Source organism: Paraburkholderia domus, assembly GCF_905220705.1.
Taxonomy (GTDB): domain Bacteria; phylum Pseudomonadota; class Gammaproteobacteria; order Burkholderiales; family Burkholderiaceae; genus Paraburkholderia; species Paraburkholderia domus.
The window spans coordinates 695,734-714,893 of the sequence record NZ_CAJNAT010000001.1 but is presented as its reverse complement, the minus strand read 5'-3'; the positions used below and the strand labels follow the sequence as shown (position 1 = coordinate 714,893).

The 19,160-nt window shown below is 55.9% G+C and carries 17 protein-coding genes; 4 read left to right on the top strand and 13 right to left on the bottom strand.

Annotated elements, in window-relative coordinates:
• Window positions 1–48 precede the first annotated feature (48 nt).
• A complete protein-coding gene (locus KHO31_RS03020; protein ID WP_211622710.1) occupies window positions 49–285 on the top strand; it encodes a hypothetical protein in 237 nt (78 codons plus the stop codon).
• A 70-nt stretch (window positions 286–355) separates the two neighbouring features.
• On the opposite strand, the gene KHO31_RS03015 is transcribed toward KHO31_RS03020, so the two are convergent.
• Window positions 356–1,273, bottom strand: a complete 918-nt coding sequence (locus KHO31_RS03015; protein WP_211622708.1) for an H-NS family nucleoid-associated regulatory protein — start codon at window positions 1,271–1,273, stop codon at window positions 356–358.
• A 244-nt stretch (window positions 1,274–1,517) separates the two neighbouring features.
• Here KHO31_RS03015 and KHO31_RS03010 point away from each other — a divergent pair, with 244 nt between their 5' ends.
• On the top strand, window positions 1,518–2,318 hold the full coding sequence (locus tag KHO31_RS03010) for a hypothetical protein (protein WP_211622706.1): 801 nt from the start codon (window positions 1,518–1,520) through the stop codon (window positions 2,316–2,318).
• A 105-nt stretch (window positions 2,319–2,423) separates the two neighbouring features.
• On the opposite strand, the gene lhpI is transcribed toward KHO31_RS03010, so the two are convergent.
• The 9 genes from lhpI to KHO31_RS02965 form a co-directional block, all read right to left on the bottom strand.
• On the bottom strand, window positions 2,424–3,350 hold the full coding sequence (lhpI, locus tag KHO31_RS03005) for a bifunctional Delta(1)-pyrroline-2-carboxylate/Delta(1)-piperideine-2-carboxylate reductase (RefSeq protein ID WP_211622704.1): 927 nt from the start codon (window positions 3,348–3,350) through the stop codon (window positions 2,424–2,426).
• A 209-nt stretch (window positions 3,351–3,559) separates the two neighbouring features.
• Window positions 3,560–4,705, bottom strand: coding sequence for a porin (locus KHO31_RS03000; protein WP_211622702.1), 1,146 nt, complete (start codon window positions 4,703–4,705; stop codon window positions 3,560–3,562).
• 452 nt (window positions 4,706–5,157) lie between these two features.
• Window positions 5,158–5,949 carry an ABC transporter ATP-binding protein gene (locus tag KHO31_RS02995; protein ID WP_328822711.1) on the bottom strand — a complete coding sequence of 264 codons (792 nt, stop codon included), beginning with the start codon at window positions 5,947–5,949 and terminating at the stop codon, window positions 5,158–5,160.
• A gap of 298 nt (window positions 5,950–6,247) precedes the next feature.
• Window positions 6,248–6,988, bottom strand: coding sequence for an ABC transporter permease (locus KHO31_RS02990; RefSeq protein ID WP_328822709.1), 741 nt, complete (start codon window positions 6,986–6,988; stop codon window positions 6,248–6,250).
• Complete coding sequence (locus KHO31_RS02985) at window positions 6,985–7,677, bottom strand: ABC transporter permease (protein ID WP_211622841.1); 693 nt, start codon at window positions 7,675–7,677, stop codon at window positions 6,985–6,987. Before KHO31_RS02985 ends, KHO31_RS02990 begins: the two co-directional genes overlap by 4 nt.
• A 170-nt stretch (window positions 7,678–7,847) precedes the next feature.
• Window positions 7,848–9,032, bottom strand: coding sequence for an NAD(P)/FAD-dependent oxidoreductase (locus tag KHO31_RS02980; RefSeq protein WP_211622698.1), 1,185 nt, complete (start codon window positions 9,030–9,032; stop codon window positions 7,848–7,850).
• Window positions 9,033–9,034: 2 nt separating this feature from the next.
• Window positions 9,035–10,489, bottom strand: coding sequence for an FAD/NAD(P)-dependent oxidoreductase (locus KHO31_RS02975; protein WP_211622696.1), 1,455 nt, complete (start codon window positions 10,487–10,489; stop codon window positions 9,035–9,037).
• On the bottom strand, window positions 10,486–10,788 hold the full coding sequence (locus tag KHO31_RS02970; protein WP_211622694.1) for a (2Fe-2S)-binding protein: 303 nt from the start codon (window positions 10,786–10,788) through the stop codon (window positions 10,486–10,488). Before KHO31_RS02970 ends, KHO31_RS02975 begins: the two co-directional genes overlap by 4 nt.
• Before the next feature lie 79 nt (window positions 10,789–10,867).
• Window positions 10,868–11,719: a transporter substrate-binding domain-containing protein gene (locus tag KHO31_RS02965; RefSeq protein ID WP_211622692.1), complete on the bottom strand. Its 852-nt coding sequence runs from the start codon at window positions 11,717–11,719 to the stop codon at window positions 10,868–10,870.
• A 351-nt stretch (window positions 11,720–12,070) separates the two neighbouring features.
• Here KHO31_RS02965 and KHO31_RS02960 point away from each other — a divergent pair, with 351 nt between their 5' ends.
• Window positions 12,071–12,949, top strand: coding sequence for a LysR substrate-binding domain-containing protein (locus KHO31_RS02960; protein ID WP_211622690.1), 879 nt, complete (start codon window positions 12,071–12,073; stop codon window positions 12,947–12,949).
• A 268-nt stretch (window positions 12,950–13,217) separates the two neighbouring features.
• Window positions 13,218–13,874: a TolB family protein gene (locus KHO31_RS02955; RefSeq protein WP_211622688.1), complete on the top strand. Its 657-nt coding sequence runs from the start codon at window positions 13,218–13,220 to the stop codon at window positions 13,872–13,874.
• A gap of 133 nt (window positions 13,875–14,007) precedes the next feature.
• Here the strand turns inward: KHO31_RS02955 and KHO31_RS02950 are convergent, their stop codons facing one another.
• The 3 genes from KHO31_RS02950 to KHO31_RS02940 all read right to left on the bottom strand — a co-directional run bounded on the left by KHO31_RS02950 (window position 14,008) and on the right by KHO31_RS02940 (window position 19,088).
• Window positions 14,008–14,280 carry a hypothetical protein gene (locus KHO31_RS02950; protein ID WP_062091079.1) on the bottom strand — a complete coding sequence of 91 codons (273 nt, stop codon included), beginning with the start codon at window positions 14,278–14,280 and terminating at the stop codon, window positions 14,008–14,010.
• Between the two features lie 157 nt (window positions 14,281–14,437).
• Window positions 14,438–17,956, bottom strand: a complete 3,519-nt coding sequence (locus KHO31_RS02945; RefSeq protein ID WP_211622686.1) for a hypothetical protein — start codon at window positions 17,954–17,956, stop codon at window positions 14,438–14,440.
• A gap of 169 nt (window positions 17,957–18,125) precedes the next feature.
• The gene (locus tag KHO31_RS02940) at window positions 18,126–19,088 is read right to left on the bottom strand and encodes an SOS response-associated peptidase family protein (RefSeq protein ID WP_211622684.1); all 963 of its coding nucleotides are present in this window, start codon (window positions 19,086–19,088) and stop codon (window positions 18,126–18,128) included.
• Between the last annotated feature and the right edge of the window lie 72 nt (window positions 19,089–19,160).

Below are 19,160 nucleotides of genomic sequence, written 5' to 3'. Positions count from 1 at the left end.
CGCCTGTTAGCGCCACATCCGAAAAACCCGACCTCGGAGTACTTTCGAATGAAAACGAGCCCGATACGAATCTCCTTGATTGCAACGACGCTGGTCTTCGCAACGGCGGGCACGGCAAACGCCGCAGGCTGCCTCAAGGGCGCGGTGGTGGGTGGGGTCGCCGGGCACTACGCGGGGCACCATGCTGTGGTTGGTGCGGTCGGCGGCTGCATGGTCGGCAGGCACCTTGCAAAGCAGCACGCTCAACAGCAAGCCGCGGAACGTCAGGCAGCACAGGCGCAATAAAACGTCGTCGGCTTGGTGTACCCGATGGAACCAGAGAATTGCTGGTCCACCGGGCATCTGACAACTACATTTAGGTCGTTAACGCGGCGCTGGACTCGACTGTGGCCACCGGAGCGGGCACGGCCACGCTCTTGCGCGGCGCTCTTTTCGCCGGCGCCTTCTTAACCGGAACCTTCGCGCTCACGGCCTTCTTCGCAGTCGGGGCCTTCTTCGCGACAGCCTTCGTGACCGCCGGTTTTGCATCGGCCGCTGCACCGGCGCCATCAATCAAAAACTTCGTGCGGTCTTTCGCACCGGCTAGCCACGCCGGAGCCGGACCGCGTCCGCTCCAGGTCGCGCCTGACTTCGGGTCGCGATACTTAGCCGGCTGCTGACCTTTCGGCTGACCCTTGGTAGAAGCCGCACCAACTGCCTTCGAGGTCTTCTTCACCGCAGTTTTCGCCTTGCTCACGGCACCCGCGGGCGTCGCGACAGTCGCTTTAGCGCCGCCTGCAATCAGGAATTTGCTTCGGTCTTTGGCTTCGGCAATCCATGCCGGAGCGCGCCCACGACCGCTCCATGTCGCGCCCGACGTTGGGTCCTGATACATCGCCGGCTGCGGCCCACGGACATAGTTGTCAGCAGCCTTCGATTTGCTAACAAAAGCCGGTTTCGTTGTCGCCGTACTTCCGTCAACCAGGAACTTGTCTCGGTTCTTCGCGGTGGCAATCCAACTTGGAGCCCGGCCGTGTCCGGTCCAGGTTGCACCACTCTTCGGGTCGCGATACTTGAACACAGCCGCGCTACCTTTGCTCACGGTCTTAGCAGTTGCTTTCGTGGAGCGTTGCTTGCCGCCAGCGTGCGCGTCAATGTCTGCGGTGGTCAGGCCATGCTTCGCCATCAACTCGCGAATCCTTTCGATGACGCCCGACGATTGCTTTACAACAAGCGCTTCGGCTTGCGCCTGCAGCTTTGCTATTTGTGCCTGTACCTTTTCAAGAGTAGTCATTTTCCCCCCAAGTTGATATTGACCGCACTATGACACATAAGGCCAATCGGGTGCCATATCTGCATCGAAGGCTTGCCAAACTTCATGAGTCAACTGTGGGTACTCAAGCCCGCACGGCCAACGAACACATTAAAGTTTAAGAGCGAGTAACCGTTAGAACTATGCAGCAGTGACTACCTAAAGAACGCAGACAGCGGCGGATACGGTCGTGCGATGCTCCATAGAGAACGGATATCTACGATTCATGAGCACACAACCAAGCAAAAAAACACTAGCACCTATCTCGCAGCAGAGTTCGAAAACTGACGAGGTCACTTCGCGCTCTTCGCTTCCTGCGATACCGCTTGCAGCGGTCATTATCAGCGGCTTTGCTCTCACTGGCGCAATCTTTCTATGGCTACTGCGCAATGCGGGGCACGCGTATCGACTTGGCTATTTGCTCGGTTTTGGTTTCCAGCCAGACGCGTTACCGTGGAGCGCCGACGACCTCATTTACCTAGGCTACTACGCGCAAGAGGACTATCTTGTACCTCTGCTTGGGTTGTTCGTCGTCTTCGCCGTGTTGCTCGCAGTAGTCTTCTTTGCAGGCAATTTTGTGAAGCATCGCGCGGCTTTGAAGCAGGCGACAAAGCCTGTCACGGTCAACGGGGGTGAATCGATAAACTTGGTCACGACCGAAGTGATGTTTTTCTGGGTGGCAGCAATTGTGATTTTTGTTTTGCTTATGTGCAGTGTCGTGCCGCTTGGTCTCCTCGGGCCTGTTCGCTATCGAGGTGAAAACGATGCCGTAAAAGCAATGGCCGCGATTCGGCAATGGGACCTCGATGAAATGAAGGCACACCAGATGAAGTTCGTGGAAATCGTTCGTGACAAGGCGGGACTTGTGTCTGGAGTACCCATTTCTTGCACCGACAAGTTATGCGCGATTTATTCACCGGTTGGACCCATTCATTCACATACGGTCCCACTCACTGATATCATTTCGTGGTCGACCATAGAACTGGAGAACGTGCCTCTGAATGAGAGAGGCGTGCAAGCTCACTGAGGGATGAACGCCTCTGCAAACGGATTGGACATTCCCCCGCTCAGATTGACGCGGCGGGGTTGTCGGCATTAGACGACGGCCGATGCCCGGTCTGCCTAACGGACGTCACATGGCCGTGCATGCTGCTGCGAGGTCCTCGAGTGCGGTACCGACTGCTTTGAACAACGTGATTTCATCATTGGCTTTCCGCCCGGGATGCTCTTTCCGGCATAGCTGCTCAAGGCGGGCGCACACCGCTCCCTTCTGAAATACCCCTGCCTTGATAGGTTCAAGAAGGTCACCTGCCTTCGCGAGCGCCTCATCCGTGTCGATGAAAACCGACGTGCCGACATAGCAGTCGTTATCGCTTTCACGCATGGTCGGAGTAAAGCCTCCGATAAGGTCTAGGTGGGTTCCTGGGCGAAGCCACTTGCCGTGAATCAATGGGCTCATAGAAAGCGTCGCACACGACACGACATCGGCTTGCGCGACGGCGCACTCGAGGTCCGTCGTGACCGTAGCGACCATGCCAGCATGATTCAGATTTTCCACAAGCGAGGCGGCGCTATTGCTGTCTATATCCCACACCATCACTTTCTGTATTGGGCGCACCGCCGTGTACGCTTCGGGAATCAACGAGCCGACGCGGCCACTTCCGAGCAGCAGGAGCGTCGACGCGTCCGCTCGGCTCAGGTAGCGCGCGGCGAGTGCCGACGCTGCTGCCGTGCGTCGCGACGTGATGGTGTCACCGTCCAGCATGGCAAGCGGCGCACCGGTTTCGGCGTCGAACAGAATGTACGTGGAATGCAGACCAGGCAAACCTCGAGAGCGATTGTTCGGATAGATGGACACGGTTTTCACGCCCAACCTTCTTCCTTTCTGCCACGCGGGCATCAAGAGGAGTGTTCCATCCGACTCGCCGGAAGCGGATTCGATTTTGTGTGATTGTCGCAGCGGCACCTCGCAACCCTCAACAAACATCTGCTCAAGTGCGGCAATCAGTTTCGAGGCAGGCAGGCGGGCGGCGGTTTCGCGTTGGTCAACAATCTGCATGTATTTTCCTGTGTGACGAGTATCAGACGCTTCAATTCCACGGAGAAGGCGAGAACGGACACATATCGATGTGCGCGACGCTGGCCAACCAGCTGACTCGAGATTGGCTTTGCGGCACCCTCAACCGACAGAGTCGCGACGCCGACACTGCTATTTGGGTTCATCGGGAGCGAGAGCTCAAACCTCAAGCACGCTCCCGATTGGCCTAGTTAAAACTTATGACGGATAGCGACTCGCGCGACCACCTGATTTCGCGTGGAGGAGACGTTATCGGCACCAGGCACAATGGCAAAGTCGAGGACGGTACCCGTACGGTCGCCACCTACGTGCTGGTAAGCGCCTTGTAGATAGATGTCAGTGCGCTTTGAGAGGTTGTAGTCGGCCATCAACCCAACCATCTCATAGCTTGGGTTAAGCTTCCCCGCGGTACTGTTGAAGTCGGTGCGAGTGTATGTGTACATCGCACCCACATAGAACGCCGGCGTGAACTGGTACTTGCCGTTAATCTCGAAGTTCTGGAATCGTAGGCTCGACAGCGTACCTGTGGGCAGAGTGATGTCTCCGACGTATCCGGAAGTGGTCGGGTTTGCGACGTACGTGTTCGTGTACGAGACGCCGACGTTGGCCGACCCGAACGTATAGCTAGCTCCCGCGCCGAAGATTCGCAGCTTGCTTCCTACGAAATTCTCGTCGCCTCCGTTATTGATAGCACCGCCTGCTGTCGCCGACGGATTATTGGCCTGCAGGTACGCCGCTGCGAGAAGCAAGCCACCGTTGGTGTACTGTGCGCCAACGCTGTACTGGCGATTGTTGGCGAAGTTAGTGTCGTTACTGAAGCTATACGTGCCGCCAAACTGCAGCCCGGCAATTTCGGGACTCGTGTACTTCACCGTGTTATTGACGCGGAACGAGTTGTCCGTGTTGTCGTTGTCATACGGGTGGGAAAACAGATAGCCCGCCCAGTTGCCGTTTGCCGTAGTCTGCGCCAGAAAGTCTACGACGGAGTCGTACTGTCGACCCAACGTAACCGAGCCCCACTGGCTTGACGAGATACCTACGTACGCTTGACGGCCAAACATCAGGCCGCCCTGCCCGAGTTTTCCATTGTTGACATTAAAGCCATTCTCCAACTGGAACACGGCCTTCAGGCCGCCACCAAGGTCCTCTGCCCCTTTAAGGCCAAATCGGCTACCTTGGGCGAAACCACTCTGGAGTTCGTACACCTTGCCGCCTGCGACGTTATTGGTGTAATCAAAGCCTTCGTCAATCAACCCGTAAAGCGTCACGCTGTTTTGGGCGAAAGCGGGGGCCGCGAAAGTGGAAATCACAAGTGCCGCAAGAATTCTCTTTTTCATAAGTTCTCCAAACTGTTTTATTTGAAATAACTACTTGCAACGTTTTTATTTGTCTGCGTGGGTAAAGCGGGTAAGACTGGTCCACCAGGAATGCTTGCAGTCACGCTACGAACACTAGCCAGCAGAGAGTGTGTTCAAGGGTCGGCCGCAAAACGTACTTTGAGATTACGGCCGTTTTAGCGGCGAAGTTTGTCTGATTTCGCTGATAGCTTGTACCTACTATCGGCAATTTCAGAGTCCGTCCTCCACCGCACGCATTTGACACGTCTATTCTGCGAGTCTCACGCGTTAGAGCGAGGAGCCGTCCGTCTCGTTTGCAACGGTCAGCGAATCGATGATTGCGTCCGCGTCGGATATCGAGGCGGTGGCACCGCAACTACTGCCGCCTGAATCTCGTCGGCCCCACCCAACGTGCGAGGTTGTGCGGCCCATCACTCTGCAACGTGTGTGGCTCACTTGAGACTGCCAGACAGAAACTGCTTCAATCGGTCGCTACGCGGGGCGCTGAGTACTTCGTCTGGCGAGCCTTCTTCTTCAGTGCGCCCTTGGTGCAAGAACATCACACGGTTGGACACATTGCGCGCAAAACCCATCTCGTGCGTGACCACAATCATCGTCCGACCTTCTTCGGCAAGCTTCTGCATCACTTTCAGAACTTCGCCAACCAGTTCGGGGTCGAGCGCTGAGGTAGGTTCATCGAAAAGCATGACGTCGGGATTCATCGCGAGGGCGCGCGCTATTGCCACCCGCTGCTGTTGACCACCCGACAAATGCGACGGATATTGCTTCTCAACGCGCGCAGGAAGACCAACTTTCTCGAGGAAAGTGCGCGCGCGCTCCTCCGCTTCGCGACGCGACAGTCCAAGGACATGAATCGGTGCCTCGATAATGTTCTCGAGCACGTTCATGTGCGCCCACAGGTTGAAGTGCTGGAACACCATCGAGAGCTTGGTTCGCATGCGTTGCAGCTGTTTGTGGTCCGCGACATCGAGGTTCCCAATCTTGTCGGCCTTAGTCTTCACCTCTTCGCCGTCGACAATGATTCGGCCTGCGTTCGGCCTTTCGAGGAAGTTTATGCAGCGCAAGAAGGTGCTTTTACCGGAGCCACTCGCGCCGATGATGCTGATGACGTCGCCTTTGTTGGCGTTGAGGGATACGCCTTTCAGCACTTCGTTGTCACCGAAGCGTTTGTGGATGTCGTGAACCGCCAGCTTGCGAGCTTCGCCTTGAGTCGTATGGGGCAACATGGTGTTCCTTTGACGATACTTATAAATCTCCAGATGGTGTGGGCTCCATCCGGTGCAATATCATGAAGTTCACTCAACACGAGCGTACTTGACCCCGTGCCACTCAGCGCCCTGGGGCGCGCGACTGGCGGGAACGGTAATGACAGATACAGCGCAGAATTAGTGTCCGGCGTCGAAGCGTCCGCGGTGCCGAGAGAAGGCAACGCCTACATGCGCGGACTCTGTGACCACTTGCGGACGGAGATTATCTCAAACGGTCAGCTTCAAACCCTCTGAAGTGGTCAAACGGCTCCTGCTAACCAATTGATGCACCCTTGATTCGACCTTTTGTTTCCTTCGAGGCGTCTGACCTGCGCCGCAAATGAGGAGTCAGCCGTCTCTCGAAGTATTGCAGCACTCGCGTCACAATAAAATTTATGAACAGGTAGATGCCACCGGCACAGACAAACACCGGTACAGCGTTGTAGGTCTCCGAAATTATCTTGTAAGCGATGCCTGTGACCTCCATCAGCGTGATAATGCTCGCTAACGAGGTCGACTTAACCATTAAGATAATCTCGTTACTGTAGGCGGGAAGAGCCTGTCGCAATGCGACGGGGAAAATTATCCGTCGAAAGGTTTGTAGTCCCGACATGCCACATGCCCAAGCAGCTTCAACTTGACCGTACGGAACAGACAAGATACCGCCGCGAATGATTTCAGCTCCGTAAGCTGCGGTGTTGAGGGCCAGTGCGAGCACTGCACACCAGAAGGGCTCTCGCAAGTACACCCACAAGAAGCTGTGTCGAACGGCCGAAAGTTGGCCTAAGCCGTAATAAATCAGGAATATCTGCACCAAAAGCGGTGTTCCACGAAACGCGAAGACATAGCCCCTTACTAGCGTCCTGACTGGCCACGGCCCATAGAGCCGTAAGCAAGCCAGGATGACCGCCAAGACCGCGCCTACTGATATCGAAATAGCGGCAAGCTGCAGTGTCTTTGGAACGCCGGAGAGTAAGCTGAGAACAGTGTCAGCGACAAATTGAAAGTCCATCATGCCCTCCGCACTCCGCGGAACGCGCGCGCCTCGACGCGTCTGAATCCCCAGCCCGTCACAGACGATATCGCGAGGAAGAGCAACGTCGCCGTCACATAGAAATAGAAGGGTTGATGCGTTGAGCCGCTTCCGATGGCCGATTGACGCATCAACTCTACCAACCCAATGACGGAGATGAGTGCCGACTCCTTAAGCACCAGTTGCCACACATTCTCCATTCCGGGTAACGCGTACCGTACGAGTTGCGGAACGATAATTCGGCGCAAGAGCAACATCGTTTTCATGCCGTATGCCCGGCCTGCTTCTAGCTGACCAGTTTGAATTGATAGAAATGCACCTCGGAGCACTTCCGACTGGTACGCCCCCGATACACACCCAATGGCGAGAGCACCCGTCGCGAAGGTAGGAGCTGAAACAAACCCGCTGCTTCCAAACATCGCTGCAACGTGACTCAAAAGAGCGCTTCCGCCAAAATACAAGAGGTAGATGACCAAGAGGTCGGGAACACCACGTAAAACGGTGGCGTAGGCGTCAGCCAGGAGGCGAGCTGTCGCACTCTGCGATAGACGCGCCCAGCATACGAGGGAGCCAAAAACCATTCCGATGAGAAATCCGCTGGCGGCGACGGCAACGCTCATCAGCGCCGCTCTGAGCATTAGCCCACCCCAGCCTTCCGGGCCGAAGCCCATCACGCTAAAAAAGTCCGTTTCAGACACGACCGTCTCTCCATCCAATCTCAGCAGTTGACGCAGCCATCTCGCTCTGAATCAACGCCTTGTTATGCATGCAACACGCCGGCGCCGAAAGACGCGGAGTGGGCGATGTGTTCATTCTCATGTCAATCATGCAAGTTCTTACCCTAGTGCAAATTTCCAACTGCCGCGACGGCCTCGGGCGAAAATCGAGTGGGACTAAACGCCTCTAAAGAGAAGGCAGATTTTCCGTCGACAATTAAATCGGCGAGCACAGAACCGACAATCGGAGCGAGTTGAAATCCATGTCCGGAGAAGCCGAACGCGTGCCAGATACCCGATGCTCCTTCGCTGGGCCCAATTATTGGAATAGTGTCCGGGGCGAGCGCCTCAAGGCCTCCCCAAGTCCGCACGACAGGTGCGTTGCGCAGATACGGAAAGAAATCGAGCACTGTGCTCGCGCTTTCCACCATGCGGTCCGCGACGGTCTCGGATGTTTCGTTAGCCATATCGACGATAGCTGGAACCCCGCCACCAATCACAACAGTCCCTGACTCGGTTTGCTTGAACGAGAGCGTCCGGTCAATCCCGACTACAACGGTATCGATAAATTTCGGCAGGCGCGCCGTCACCATCAACGTGTATCCAACGGTTTCGCACGGAATCTCGTCACCCGCTAGGCGTGCGAGTTGGGTACCCCACGCACCACCACAGTTCACAACGACCTGAGCGCTTCGGGTGCCCGACGATGTCTCGACCACCCAGTGATTACCCGATTGCTGCAACCCCGTCACGCGGACGCCCTCCTCGAATACGGCCCCGAGCTGTTCAGCGCGCAAGCGAAAAGCCTGCGTCGAACGTGCCGGATTCGCATGACCGTCGCGACGCGACATGATTCCGCCAACTGCCTGGTCCGATACGTTCGGCAAAAGCTTTCTAATCTGCTCGCGGTCTAACAACTCTTCGAACTCGTAGCCACGGCTGCGCATTTCGCGAACGCGTTTTTCGCACCATGCCATTTCTCCAGAATCGCCAGCGACGCCTATCTGACCGACGTCTCCAATGAAGTGACAGGTGGGCGCAAGCTCCGGCCCGAGAAGAGACTCAAGGTGAAACCATTGCTCCATCGCCGCCATGGACAGCGGGATTTCAGCGAAATCGCGAAGGAGCTGGCGTACACCGCCGGCGTTGACTCCCGACGCGTGACGACCGACCGTATTTTTCTCGATGACCAGTACCGAAAGGCCCCTCTTTGCGAGATGCAGGGCAGTGCTACAGCCGTGGATACCACCGCCAACGACAATCGCGTCGTACGAAGCACCGGACTTATGATTCTGTATGCTGGATTTCATGGTTACAGCTCACGTCGAGAAGGTTCACCGGTATGTTGGGCTGCCGGGTCCTTAACAGCGTTACGCAGGGCGGCCCATGCTCCGAGCGTTACCGGCTTGACAGGTATGCGCGGGCGGTACAGGCCTACTTGCTCCACCGACTTCCCGAGTTCCTCGGCGATAATCCGACCGACTGTCGTCCCACACATACGTCCTTGGCACGGACCCATGCCGCAGCGAGTCAGCGACTTAATCTGATTCGGGTCCGTCAGCCCATCGCGAATGGTCTCCCGGAGAAATGAGGCAGAAATCTCCTCGCATCGGCAGACAATGGTGTTGCCCTTAGGAAGCGGTTTGACCAACGAGGGAGGAAAAGCACGGTCGAGAAAGGGACGAATCCGCATCAGTCGTTTCAGAAGCTTGCGATGCTCTTCCGCGCGAGCGTCGCGCTCCTTGACGCTAATCCGACCGAGGCGGCACGCTGCATCAAGCGCGGCCAGCCGTCCAAGGGGCTCCGCCGCTTTTGCGCCGAGTATGCGCTGCCCGTCTCCAGCGATGGAGATGCGCTCCTGGCTTGTCGCACCCCATTCATCAACGATTGGTCGCCAAGTGAGCTGGGCTTCGTCCCAAACGTGGCGGCAGCCTGCCGACCGACTCAGTTGAACGTTCGGCACCACTCCATCGTGCAACAGAAGGACCGACGCGGGGATGCTCATGGACTTACCCGAGGCAGTAAACGATACAAGGTCTAGCTTGGCCGCCCCTTCGGCCACCACGTCAGAGACACCGTGATAGATAGCGACGCCAGCAGCACGCAAACGACGCATCCAAGACAGCCCTTTACGAATCTCGTTGAATTGTGTCAGCGCCCAAGGAAGCTGGTACAGGGCCTGAACAGGCAACATCCTTGGAGTCGTTATGAGGACGGCCTTGAGGGGAGCACCAGCCTCGAGCAACTGAGCAGCCACCAGCAACGGCAACGGGCCACATCCGGCAATAACCGTGGCTTCTGATGGTACAATCCCCGAAGACTTCAGCAGCGTTTGTGCGGCGCCGGCGCCCATGACGCCAGGCAACGTCCACCCAGACACAGGAACTGGGCGTTCCATCGCACCGGTTGCCAGGATGACATGACGGCTGCGAAGCAACGAGGCTTCACCTTGTTGAGTAATTCCCACTACGCCGTCTGGCGTGACCTGCCACACAGCTGAAGCAGGCGCATATGTCGCCCCACTGTGACGGAATGCCTTAACCAAATCCAATCCCAAGCGAAAGTCGGGACCAAGCAGTGGAGCTACGCGGTCACCGTGACTCGACCGACGTTCGACGGCTCGATAAATCTGGCCGCCCGGAGCCTCCTGCTCGTCCAGAATGACGGTGTCAATATTGAGTTCTGCCGCGAGTGTCGCAGCAGCCAAACCGGCAGGTCCTCCACCGACAACTACCAGCTCGCATTCAGCACGGTCGGCAATTTTCATAGCAGCTCCATTTCGCCCGGACCATCCTGATGCGTCACGTTCATTCTCGGCTTTGCAGTAACTAAACATGCCTGGCAATTAGCCACGCCATCAATCTCGACTATGCAATCGAAACAGTTGCCAATCATGCAATGAGGTTGGCGCGGAGCGCCGGTGACAGGAGTAGTACGGAAACGTTCGACTCCATGGGCCAGAAGCGCGGCAGCGACCGTGTCTCCTTCCGCGGCGTTGACGAGCTCTCCATCGAACGTGAACTGAATTACTTTAGTTGGAGGCTCAAGCCTGGTGAACATTGCCATTTGAAATTCGAAATCCGCAAAACTTTCGGTAAGACAGCGACGACTACAAGAGCCGTCGCTTCCCGTGAACGCAAAGGAATCAGTTCTGCGGCGACAAGTCCAACCCGAACCACTTCTGCATCAACCGGCGATTCGTACCGTCGTCGTTCACCGATTTAATCGCCTGGTCAAACATCGCTTTCAAATCAGTGTCATCTTTTCGCAAAGCGACATTAGTCGTGCCAACCCCAATTACACCCCCGAGGAATCGAGGGCCTACTAGAGCTGCGTCTTTCATGTCTGGCTGGCTAGCTGCCTTGTTAAGGACGGTGATATTCGCCATGACCAAATCAACGCGACCAGCCTGAAGGTCGAGATTATGCTGCTCGATGGTCTTATACTCCCGAACTTCCATGAAGTCTTTCAGATATTTGTCGGCAAAATTGGCAGCCGTACTTGCGCTTTGAACACCCAATATTTTCCCGGAGAGCAGAGGACGGAGCTTAACGATTTCCTTTTTAGCGGCGTCTTCGTCCTTACTGAGATTGAAAACTTTGTTCAAGTCAGGCATCCCAGCCAATGGACTTGACTTTAACGTCATAAATCCATTCGGCGCCTGAGTGTATGGGATTGAAAATGCGACAACTTTTTCGCGTGCCGGAGTAACACCCATGGATGCTACGATTGCGTCGTATTTCCCAGCGTTCAGCCCAGGAATAATCCCGTCCCAGTCCTGAGCGACGATATCGCATTTAATCTTCATGCGATTACACAGCTCGTGCGTCAGGTCAATTTCGTAGCCTCCCAATTTTCCGTCGGGGCCCATGAAATTCCACGGAGCGTATGCGCCCTCAGTAGCGACTGTTATCTTCTCGTAGGTTTTTGGGGCCGCCAAGGCAGGCTGCACAAGCGCGATGCTAGTTAGCAGGACTGCAAGAATGGAAAATCGCATGGCAATCAAACTCCGAAAAGGTTGGGCAACTTAAGCCCTTGATATCGACGGTAGAAGACATATACCGCGCCTAATAGAGGCAGCGGTTAACTTGCAGCCAAAACTAAAAACAGCGTTTGAAAAATGGATACCCGAGCAGGGGCCGGCAGACTGCAGCAAGCCGTTGCAGTTTAATTCTTCTGTTTAACAGGTAGAAAATCGGTACGACGCGAATTGCGAGAGAATCGTTTTTCGTGCTGTCCCCATGACTGAATGTTCTAAAACCAAATTTCTTGCGTCCAATACTTTGTTTTGTCCCGCCTATAGGATTCGACTATACTCAGGAAACGCTACATACTGCCGGAGCATTCGTTGAACTATCGCCAGCTTGAGGCGTTCCGGGCATTGATGGAGACCGGAACGGTTACTGCAGCAAGCCAGTTGTTATCCATTTCGCAGCCGTCGTTAAGTACGCACATCGCCAACCTCGAACACGAGTTGCAACTATCGCTTTTTCATCGGCGGGGAGGACGACTCGTGCCCACCGCGGAAAGCCAACTGTTGCTGGCGGAGGTCGACCACGTGGTAAAAGGCATGGCGCGTTTGCGCCGCTTAGCGATGGATGTCCGGAGTTTGCAATCGGGCCGTGTTTCGATAGCAGCCTATCCAGCGGTAGCGGCCATGTTGCCAGGATTCGCTGTGGAATTTGCAGCTCGACATGACCGCGCGCTCCTCGACCTTCAGGTTCACGATTCGCTCCGGAACGCGGAGTTGGCAGCTACGAGGCAGGTAGACGTGGCATTCACTGCAATGCCAATAGGCGACTCAGCCGTCGTTTGCGAACTGCTGAGCCGCGTTAGCTCAGTGTGTATCTTGCCGAAAGGACACAGGCTCGCCTCGGCCGAAATCGTCACGCCTCAGGACCTGCGTGATGAGCCTTTTATCGCGCTTGGTCGCGAAGATGGTTCTCGGCAAGCCGTTGAGCGAGTTCTTGGACAACACGGCATTGACCTGGACGTGCGTTTTGAAACAACTCGTTCCGAGACTGCATGCGGCCTTGTCGCGGCCGGTGGTGGTATTGCAATTATCGACCCGTTTTGTGCAAGCGCATGGGCAGACCGTATTGAAGTTCGTCCTTTCGAAGCAAACGTTCCTAGCGACGTCTACATAGTACGAAGCCGCCAAGAAGAACCGTCACTGCTATTGCAAGCTTTTGTCGAAGACCTCCGAGTCAGGCTGACATCGACTTAAGGGAAACGACGATTCCTGCCGGCGCGGGAACAACGAGACCACTACGTCTGCGCGCCCAAGGGGCGAAGACGTAGCATGATTGCTTGTGCTGCCACTCTTTTGAGGTAGCACGAATAGCTTACTACTCCGATTGCCTGACCGCACTCAAAGGTCATCCGGTAGCACGGGGGACGCCTGTTCGACTCTGTCCTTGCAATCCTTGGGGCGGCATAAAACAACCGCCTCATTGGGCCCAAACATTACTTCTGTCGAGCCAGCGCTCTTGCCGATGAAAAACTTTCCACAACAACTGGCCTTTTCCGTTTATGTGACATATCTGCTAACCTCGACGGCTTACGCGACTACCGTGAGCGTGGACCGAGGGAACATCATGGTTGTCGACAACAACGGCTTTGTGCGACAGCTGACAACAACTGGCCTCGACGCTTCACCTGCCCTTTCTTCTGACAAGCAGCGGGTAGTGTTCGTGCGTCGCACGCCCCAGAAGAAGGTGACAACCGGCGCCGGCGACGCCACTGCCGACCAGCTGTGGACGGTGAATCTTGACGGCACGTCACCGCACATGCTCGTAGAAGGCCGTGAGGGCAATGACCCAAAAAGAACGCTGGCCGCGCTGGACACGCCAATGTTTTCACCCGACGGACGTACGGTGTATTTCACCAGCGCCGCGTGGGCTACTTCAGGCGCAATTCACGCGATTGCGACGGCGGGAGGAAAGGAGCGGTTCGTCACGGACGGAAACACCCTAACAGTCATACCATCAGGACAATTCGCTGGCAGTCTTATCGTAAACAAGCACAAGTACTGGCTCGCGGGAGGCTCGTACAACTGGTTCTGGCTGGTCACCCCGAACGGCGAAGAAAAAGGCGCAGTGGGTCCTGATGAGAGCAGCATCGCGGCGTTCATTGATATGTACGCGAAGTAACCGCAAGGTGCCGCGAAACTGGGCTCGACCATGAACTTCCGGCTGGCGATAAGACCGGGACGCTCGTGACCCCTAAGCGCATCATGAGTGCCCACGCCATCAAAAACGAACAACGAACCGATGTCTTTCGCGGTTAGTCCCCAAACGGGTTGCCGGTGTCTTTCACTTCGGTATTGAGGTTGTATTCCGCACGCACGGCTTTGAGCACGCCCTCGATGTCGCGCTCGAAGCCGACCGCGTTGCCGAAGTGGGTCATGTTCCAGTTGCAGCCTGTCTTGTCAGCCTCTTGCAACTGCGGCCGCGGCACACGAATCTTCACGCCATCTTCGACGATTTCCTGCAGTCGATGGATTCGCCGGTTGACCTCCTGCTGTAATTGCGAAGCATTGAGCGTCTTGCGTATCATTCAGGTCTCCTTCCGGTTGCTCAAACTAGTCTAGCGCAGGCGAGGCGTTCCGCGACCTGACGCTGAAATGCAATCCGTCCAGAGCGAGCACCCCACATGACGGGAACACAATTCCGGAGAAAGCCGAAACACCGGAATTTGCACGGAGATGTACTTGTCAGGGCGCTTTCTCCTCCTGAGCATAAACTAGCCGCAACGCGTCTACCGTGCCGATTGCCACTTGCCTCGAGAACTTGAGATGAATGTCTATCAGCGAGTCGCTGTCGGACCGCGCTGTGTACGAAGTGTCGACATACCGACCCTCGGCGTATCTCTGGAAGCTGATTTCGTCAAAGGCTTCGCGCGTCAATAGAATCGACTGGCCAGGTTGCAGGAACACTCCATAGACCTCGACATCGTTGAAGTTGCAGATGTAAGCATGCCCTTTGTCGTTCGCATGCCAAACCCGAAGGTCTTGCGGCTTCTGATAACCCAAGCCAATGTATGCATGCTGCCACTCCCATACCCAATCGGGCTTGGTCGGGTTCTCCAGCAAAAGGATTGGATGCAGACCTTGGGCCGTCATGGACTCCGCGAACGATTGGACAGCAGCCCAGTACAACTCGGCATCCGGAACTAACTGAGCGCCCGCATCGCAAGCGCGCAGAACGTCCCACATAATCAACTGCCCTACATTGTTTCGTACAGCGTCGTCCCAAAAGTCTGATTCGTTTATCGCGCGTTGGTCCATTTCGACCTTCGTCATCTCTCCCTTGCGAATCTGGCGCACGGTCAAGTTGAAGTCCTCCAACGGAGCATCGCTATCGCGGAAGTTCTGCTCGAATAGTTGCAGAGGAAACGGGCCGGACTGTGTACTAAAGGCGCTACGCGACGCGAACATCGCAATCTGCTCAAGCCGCTCGGGGTCGACGGCCTCGTCGTGAAGCACTTCGTTTCGCCGGTTCTCCACGGTAGCCTTAATCGCCTCCAGGCTGGTATGCAGATTAGAGCGAGCTAATGGGGCGTCTTGAGGCTTGCCAGTTCGATTCAGCAGTGTGTCGACTACCGGCGCTAATAGTTCGGTTGTGTCACTTAGGCGACGTAGCCAGGCGTCAAGTCGACTCCGAACGATTTCGATGCTCCGGTACTGGCGAGTCATCCAGACATCAATTTGGTTGCTCAGCGACGCCGTCAGTTGCCACGTTTTGTCAGAGAGCACCGCAAGAAGTATCAGCTGTTGTTCCTGAAGTGATTCGAGGTCGTCCGCGCCAAAGGAGGAATAAACGCGCGAGCTAATCATGCCTGGTTGCTGCGTATTCTTTATCCTTTCGACAAAGGTGTCGAGCCGAGAGACATACCCGGTGCGATAATGTCCTCCCGACGCAAACTGCCGGACTTTGGCTGTCAGATATTCTGTCGCCGTCATGTCGCGCAGCGACTCTGATGCCGTACCGCCGGTTCGCCATTGTTTTCCGTTGAGCAACCCGGTAGCAATTTCGATGGCTAGAGACCCGTTGAGGTCCTGCTGGTCGTGTTGGCACGCAAGAGATATCAGTAGCTCGACGGTTACAAGCCGAATATCCGTCCACAGGTTTAGGAGAGCTGCGCGCAATACGCCACGCTGCACTTCAGTCTGACGTATTCCCGTCGGAAATGAGTTCTCATCGGTTAGACCGAAGGAAGCTTCGATTTCTTGCCAATTGGCCTCTAGGTCGTCCACCGTAAAAAAATCTGTCTTTCCGACAAGCATAAAGGGCTGGTGCTCGTACGTGGAGTCTCCCCACCACTTGCCGAGCGCGTCAGCAAACCACTCAGCCGCGGTTTGGTCTCCTCGCATAACCGCTGCGATTAACAGTTTTGAAGTGCCCTGAACGTGTGCCGCTCTCAGCTTCGCTATCTTGTACGCGCTCGTCCACTCGAAAGTGTCAGAGCTTGCCGGCATCTCTGCGACGTCATCTTTTGCGTTCTCCCACCCACCAACGAACGTAGAGATAACATTCTCGTATACGTGGAATAGCGGAGGTATCAGGGTCACCATCTGATGTGCGCCATGCCGACCCGCACCCTGTTCCTCTACCTGCCGGGCCCACCAATCCCCCAGTTGGTACATCAGAAGCAGGGGAAGGTCCAGCATTCCTTCCCGAATCTCAGCGGGAGACTCACGAAGCTCGCGACCACCGAGGTGCCGAACGATATGACACAGGCGACGTACTGGGCTAGCGTCGGTAGCCATGGATTCGATTGCCGCCAAGAACAAGTGGCGATACGTATTGTTCCAGTTCTCGTATAGCGAACGTTGAAAGACGTGCTCGAGGTCTGGCATCAACGCCCAGCTGGTCACGGTCCCATCGCTTGATTCGAACAAGGATGCGCCCAAAAGTAGCCGGTGCAGACCGACAAGTGTTTCGTAAGCTCGCTCGAATTCTTTGACGTTTGGCTTACTTACCGCAGTGCGCGCGTCGAGTTCAAACTCCTCCAGTACGGACGCCACCTGAATTTCGAAGCGTTCTCTCTTGACACTTGTGAAGGAAAACGCCCGACGCAGAAGCGAGCGAAGCACTTCATCGAGGTCGGGTCCCGCTTCGACGAGCGCAAGGGGTAACGTCTCGTGGTAGCGACTGCCGGGCGTCATCGGCACCGATAGTGTCGGCCAAACGGCGCGACGCTGGAATTGCTGCGCCGCAGGACGTGGCCATTTGGACGCGGCGCGAGCCCATAGTGCTATGACAACCACCAGCGGCCACAAACGCACATTAGTCAGTCGAGATTCCGACCGAAGTTCAATCGTTCCTTGCTGCGTTCCTCTTCCTAAAAGGTAGCGCGTCAGGTGAACTCTCGGTCCTTCCGTGCTCTTTTCGTCCAGATGGTCCGGCGTGGAAATCCAGCCTCTGGAATGTGCTTGGGCGAAGACCTGGAACGACCACAGACGTGCGACATCGCGGGGGAGCGCAACGCTGACAACGTGACGCCGCACAACATCAAGTTGAACATCTGCCCGCAAAAACTCCACAGTCCTGTAGAGAAAATGAGCCGTTAGGAGGGCGTTTATAGTAAACCAGATTGCGTCAAGTGCTCCCCAAGGAAGAAGGGAACTTGAACCTTGATGAGGCACCGCAACATACTGGACGCCCATGGCGACCACCAACATTAGTGACGATAGACCGGCGGGCAGTGCACCCGAATTCAGCATGTACAGGTGCATCGCATTGTCGGCGGCTGGTCGCCGCTGCAAGAAGACTGCCACGAACGCAATGACCATGGGAAACGCCAGAGCTGCAATAGTCGCCTGCACCGACCACAGCGTCGTGAAGTAGGTCAGTCGGTCTGAATTCGGCCAGTTTTTCCAGCTTGCAGGATGCATCGAGGCCGGGAGGTAGTGAACCAGTACCCGCAAGACGCAGATTGCAACAGGACCTGATAGGCAGAGCCAAATTGGATGTTCTCCCGCGTGTGTTAGCGACCGCATCCACGGGGACAAACCTTGGCTTCTCTGGTAGCGATTGAACGAGCGCCAATCCGCGATATCATTGCGGACTATGCTTCGGACCGACCACGGAGTGTTGCTTAGTGATTTGATAAGCTTGAGAACAAAGGTCACAAGGTCGATAGGAGGACGTGTGGCCGCCACCCACTTCGCCTTAATGCGCTCACGTGTTAACCTGAATGTCTCTTGGACTCGTTCGATTTCATTCCTCATTTGGTCCCCGCTCTTATAGGCGCTATGTTAATAGCGTTGCGCGTTTGCGATTTACGACTGGTAGGCAAGCAGTTCGGCCCGCGCCCGGAGGTCGAGGTTGAGGTTGAGGTTGAGGTTGAGTGGATTCGTCACGCTGCTCACAATCAGAAGTCGAGTTATAGGCCGCCGGTCACGCAGCCAGCCGATGCTCGTAGTATGGGCGGTCCCTGTCATCAAGAATCGCATACTGCGCCGCTAGGTCCGAAGCATCCGGATTCAACCACGCGTCGATATTCTCGGGCTTAATTGGGATAATGCAACGGTCATGGCCGGCGGCCGCGACCTCTGGTGGTGGCTCGTCAGTGATGGCAGCAAATGACAGGAGGTCCTGCTCGCCGGGCGCGCTCCAACGCGACCACAAGCAGGCGACTAGCATGTCATGGGCAGGGTTTGGCTTGAATTCAAGCACCACATTCTCGTCTTTCTCCCCTTCGGCAAGCTCCCGACCCTCCATCTTGGCGCGCCTGACGTTCTCATAAAAGGCATTGACCACGAGGATGCCGTGTGAGTACCCAAACAGGGGCCGCCAGAAACCTTCGAGGTTGTCGCGCCGAGCGTTGTACGTCCCGGGGAACTTGACGTCATACGATGCCGGTTTGCCAGCAATGCGGCATTGATAACGCATCGGTTTTATGACGCGTTGGCCGTCTTCCATCACCATGACGGGCGCATAGGTCCCGGGGAAGATGCGTGAATCGCGGGCCTTGGGCTCAGTCCGCTGAATGTCCTCAAGTTTGCCACGCGTCCACTCGATTTTATCGGTGGCGATTCGCTGGCTTTCGGCCGCCGCCTTCGTGACCTTCGTCTGAAGTGTTCGTTCGGCGTCGGCCAGTCGCTTGCGCTGCTTGAAAAGGTCTTGCTCGAGCTTCGACGTCTGTCCGGCATTGAACTTTTCAATGAGAGCTTTGATTTCTCGCTCGGCTTCGGTCTGGGGCTGAGCAAACGCGTCCTCCATTGCTTTCGGCACTTTTGCCTTATTGACGCCTTCTGCACGCTCAAAAAACAGACGTGCAAACTCATGGATATCCATCAAGGCGCCGAAAGTGCGCACGAACTTCCTGTAGTCCGCCAGAATCTGAGCCGAGTAGCACATGGACGCCTCCGTTTCCTGCTCCCATGATACGCATTCTCCGCGGCAAGGCGACCGCGACGAATATGCGGTTTG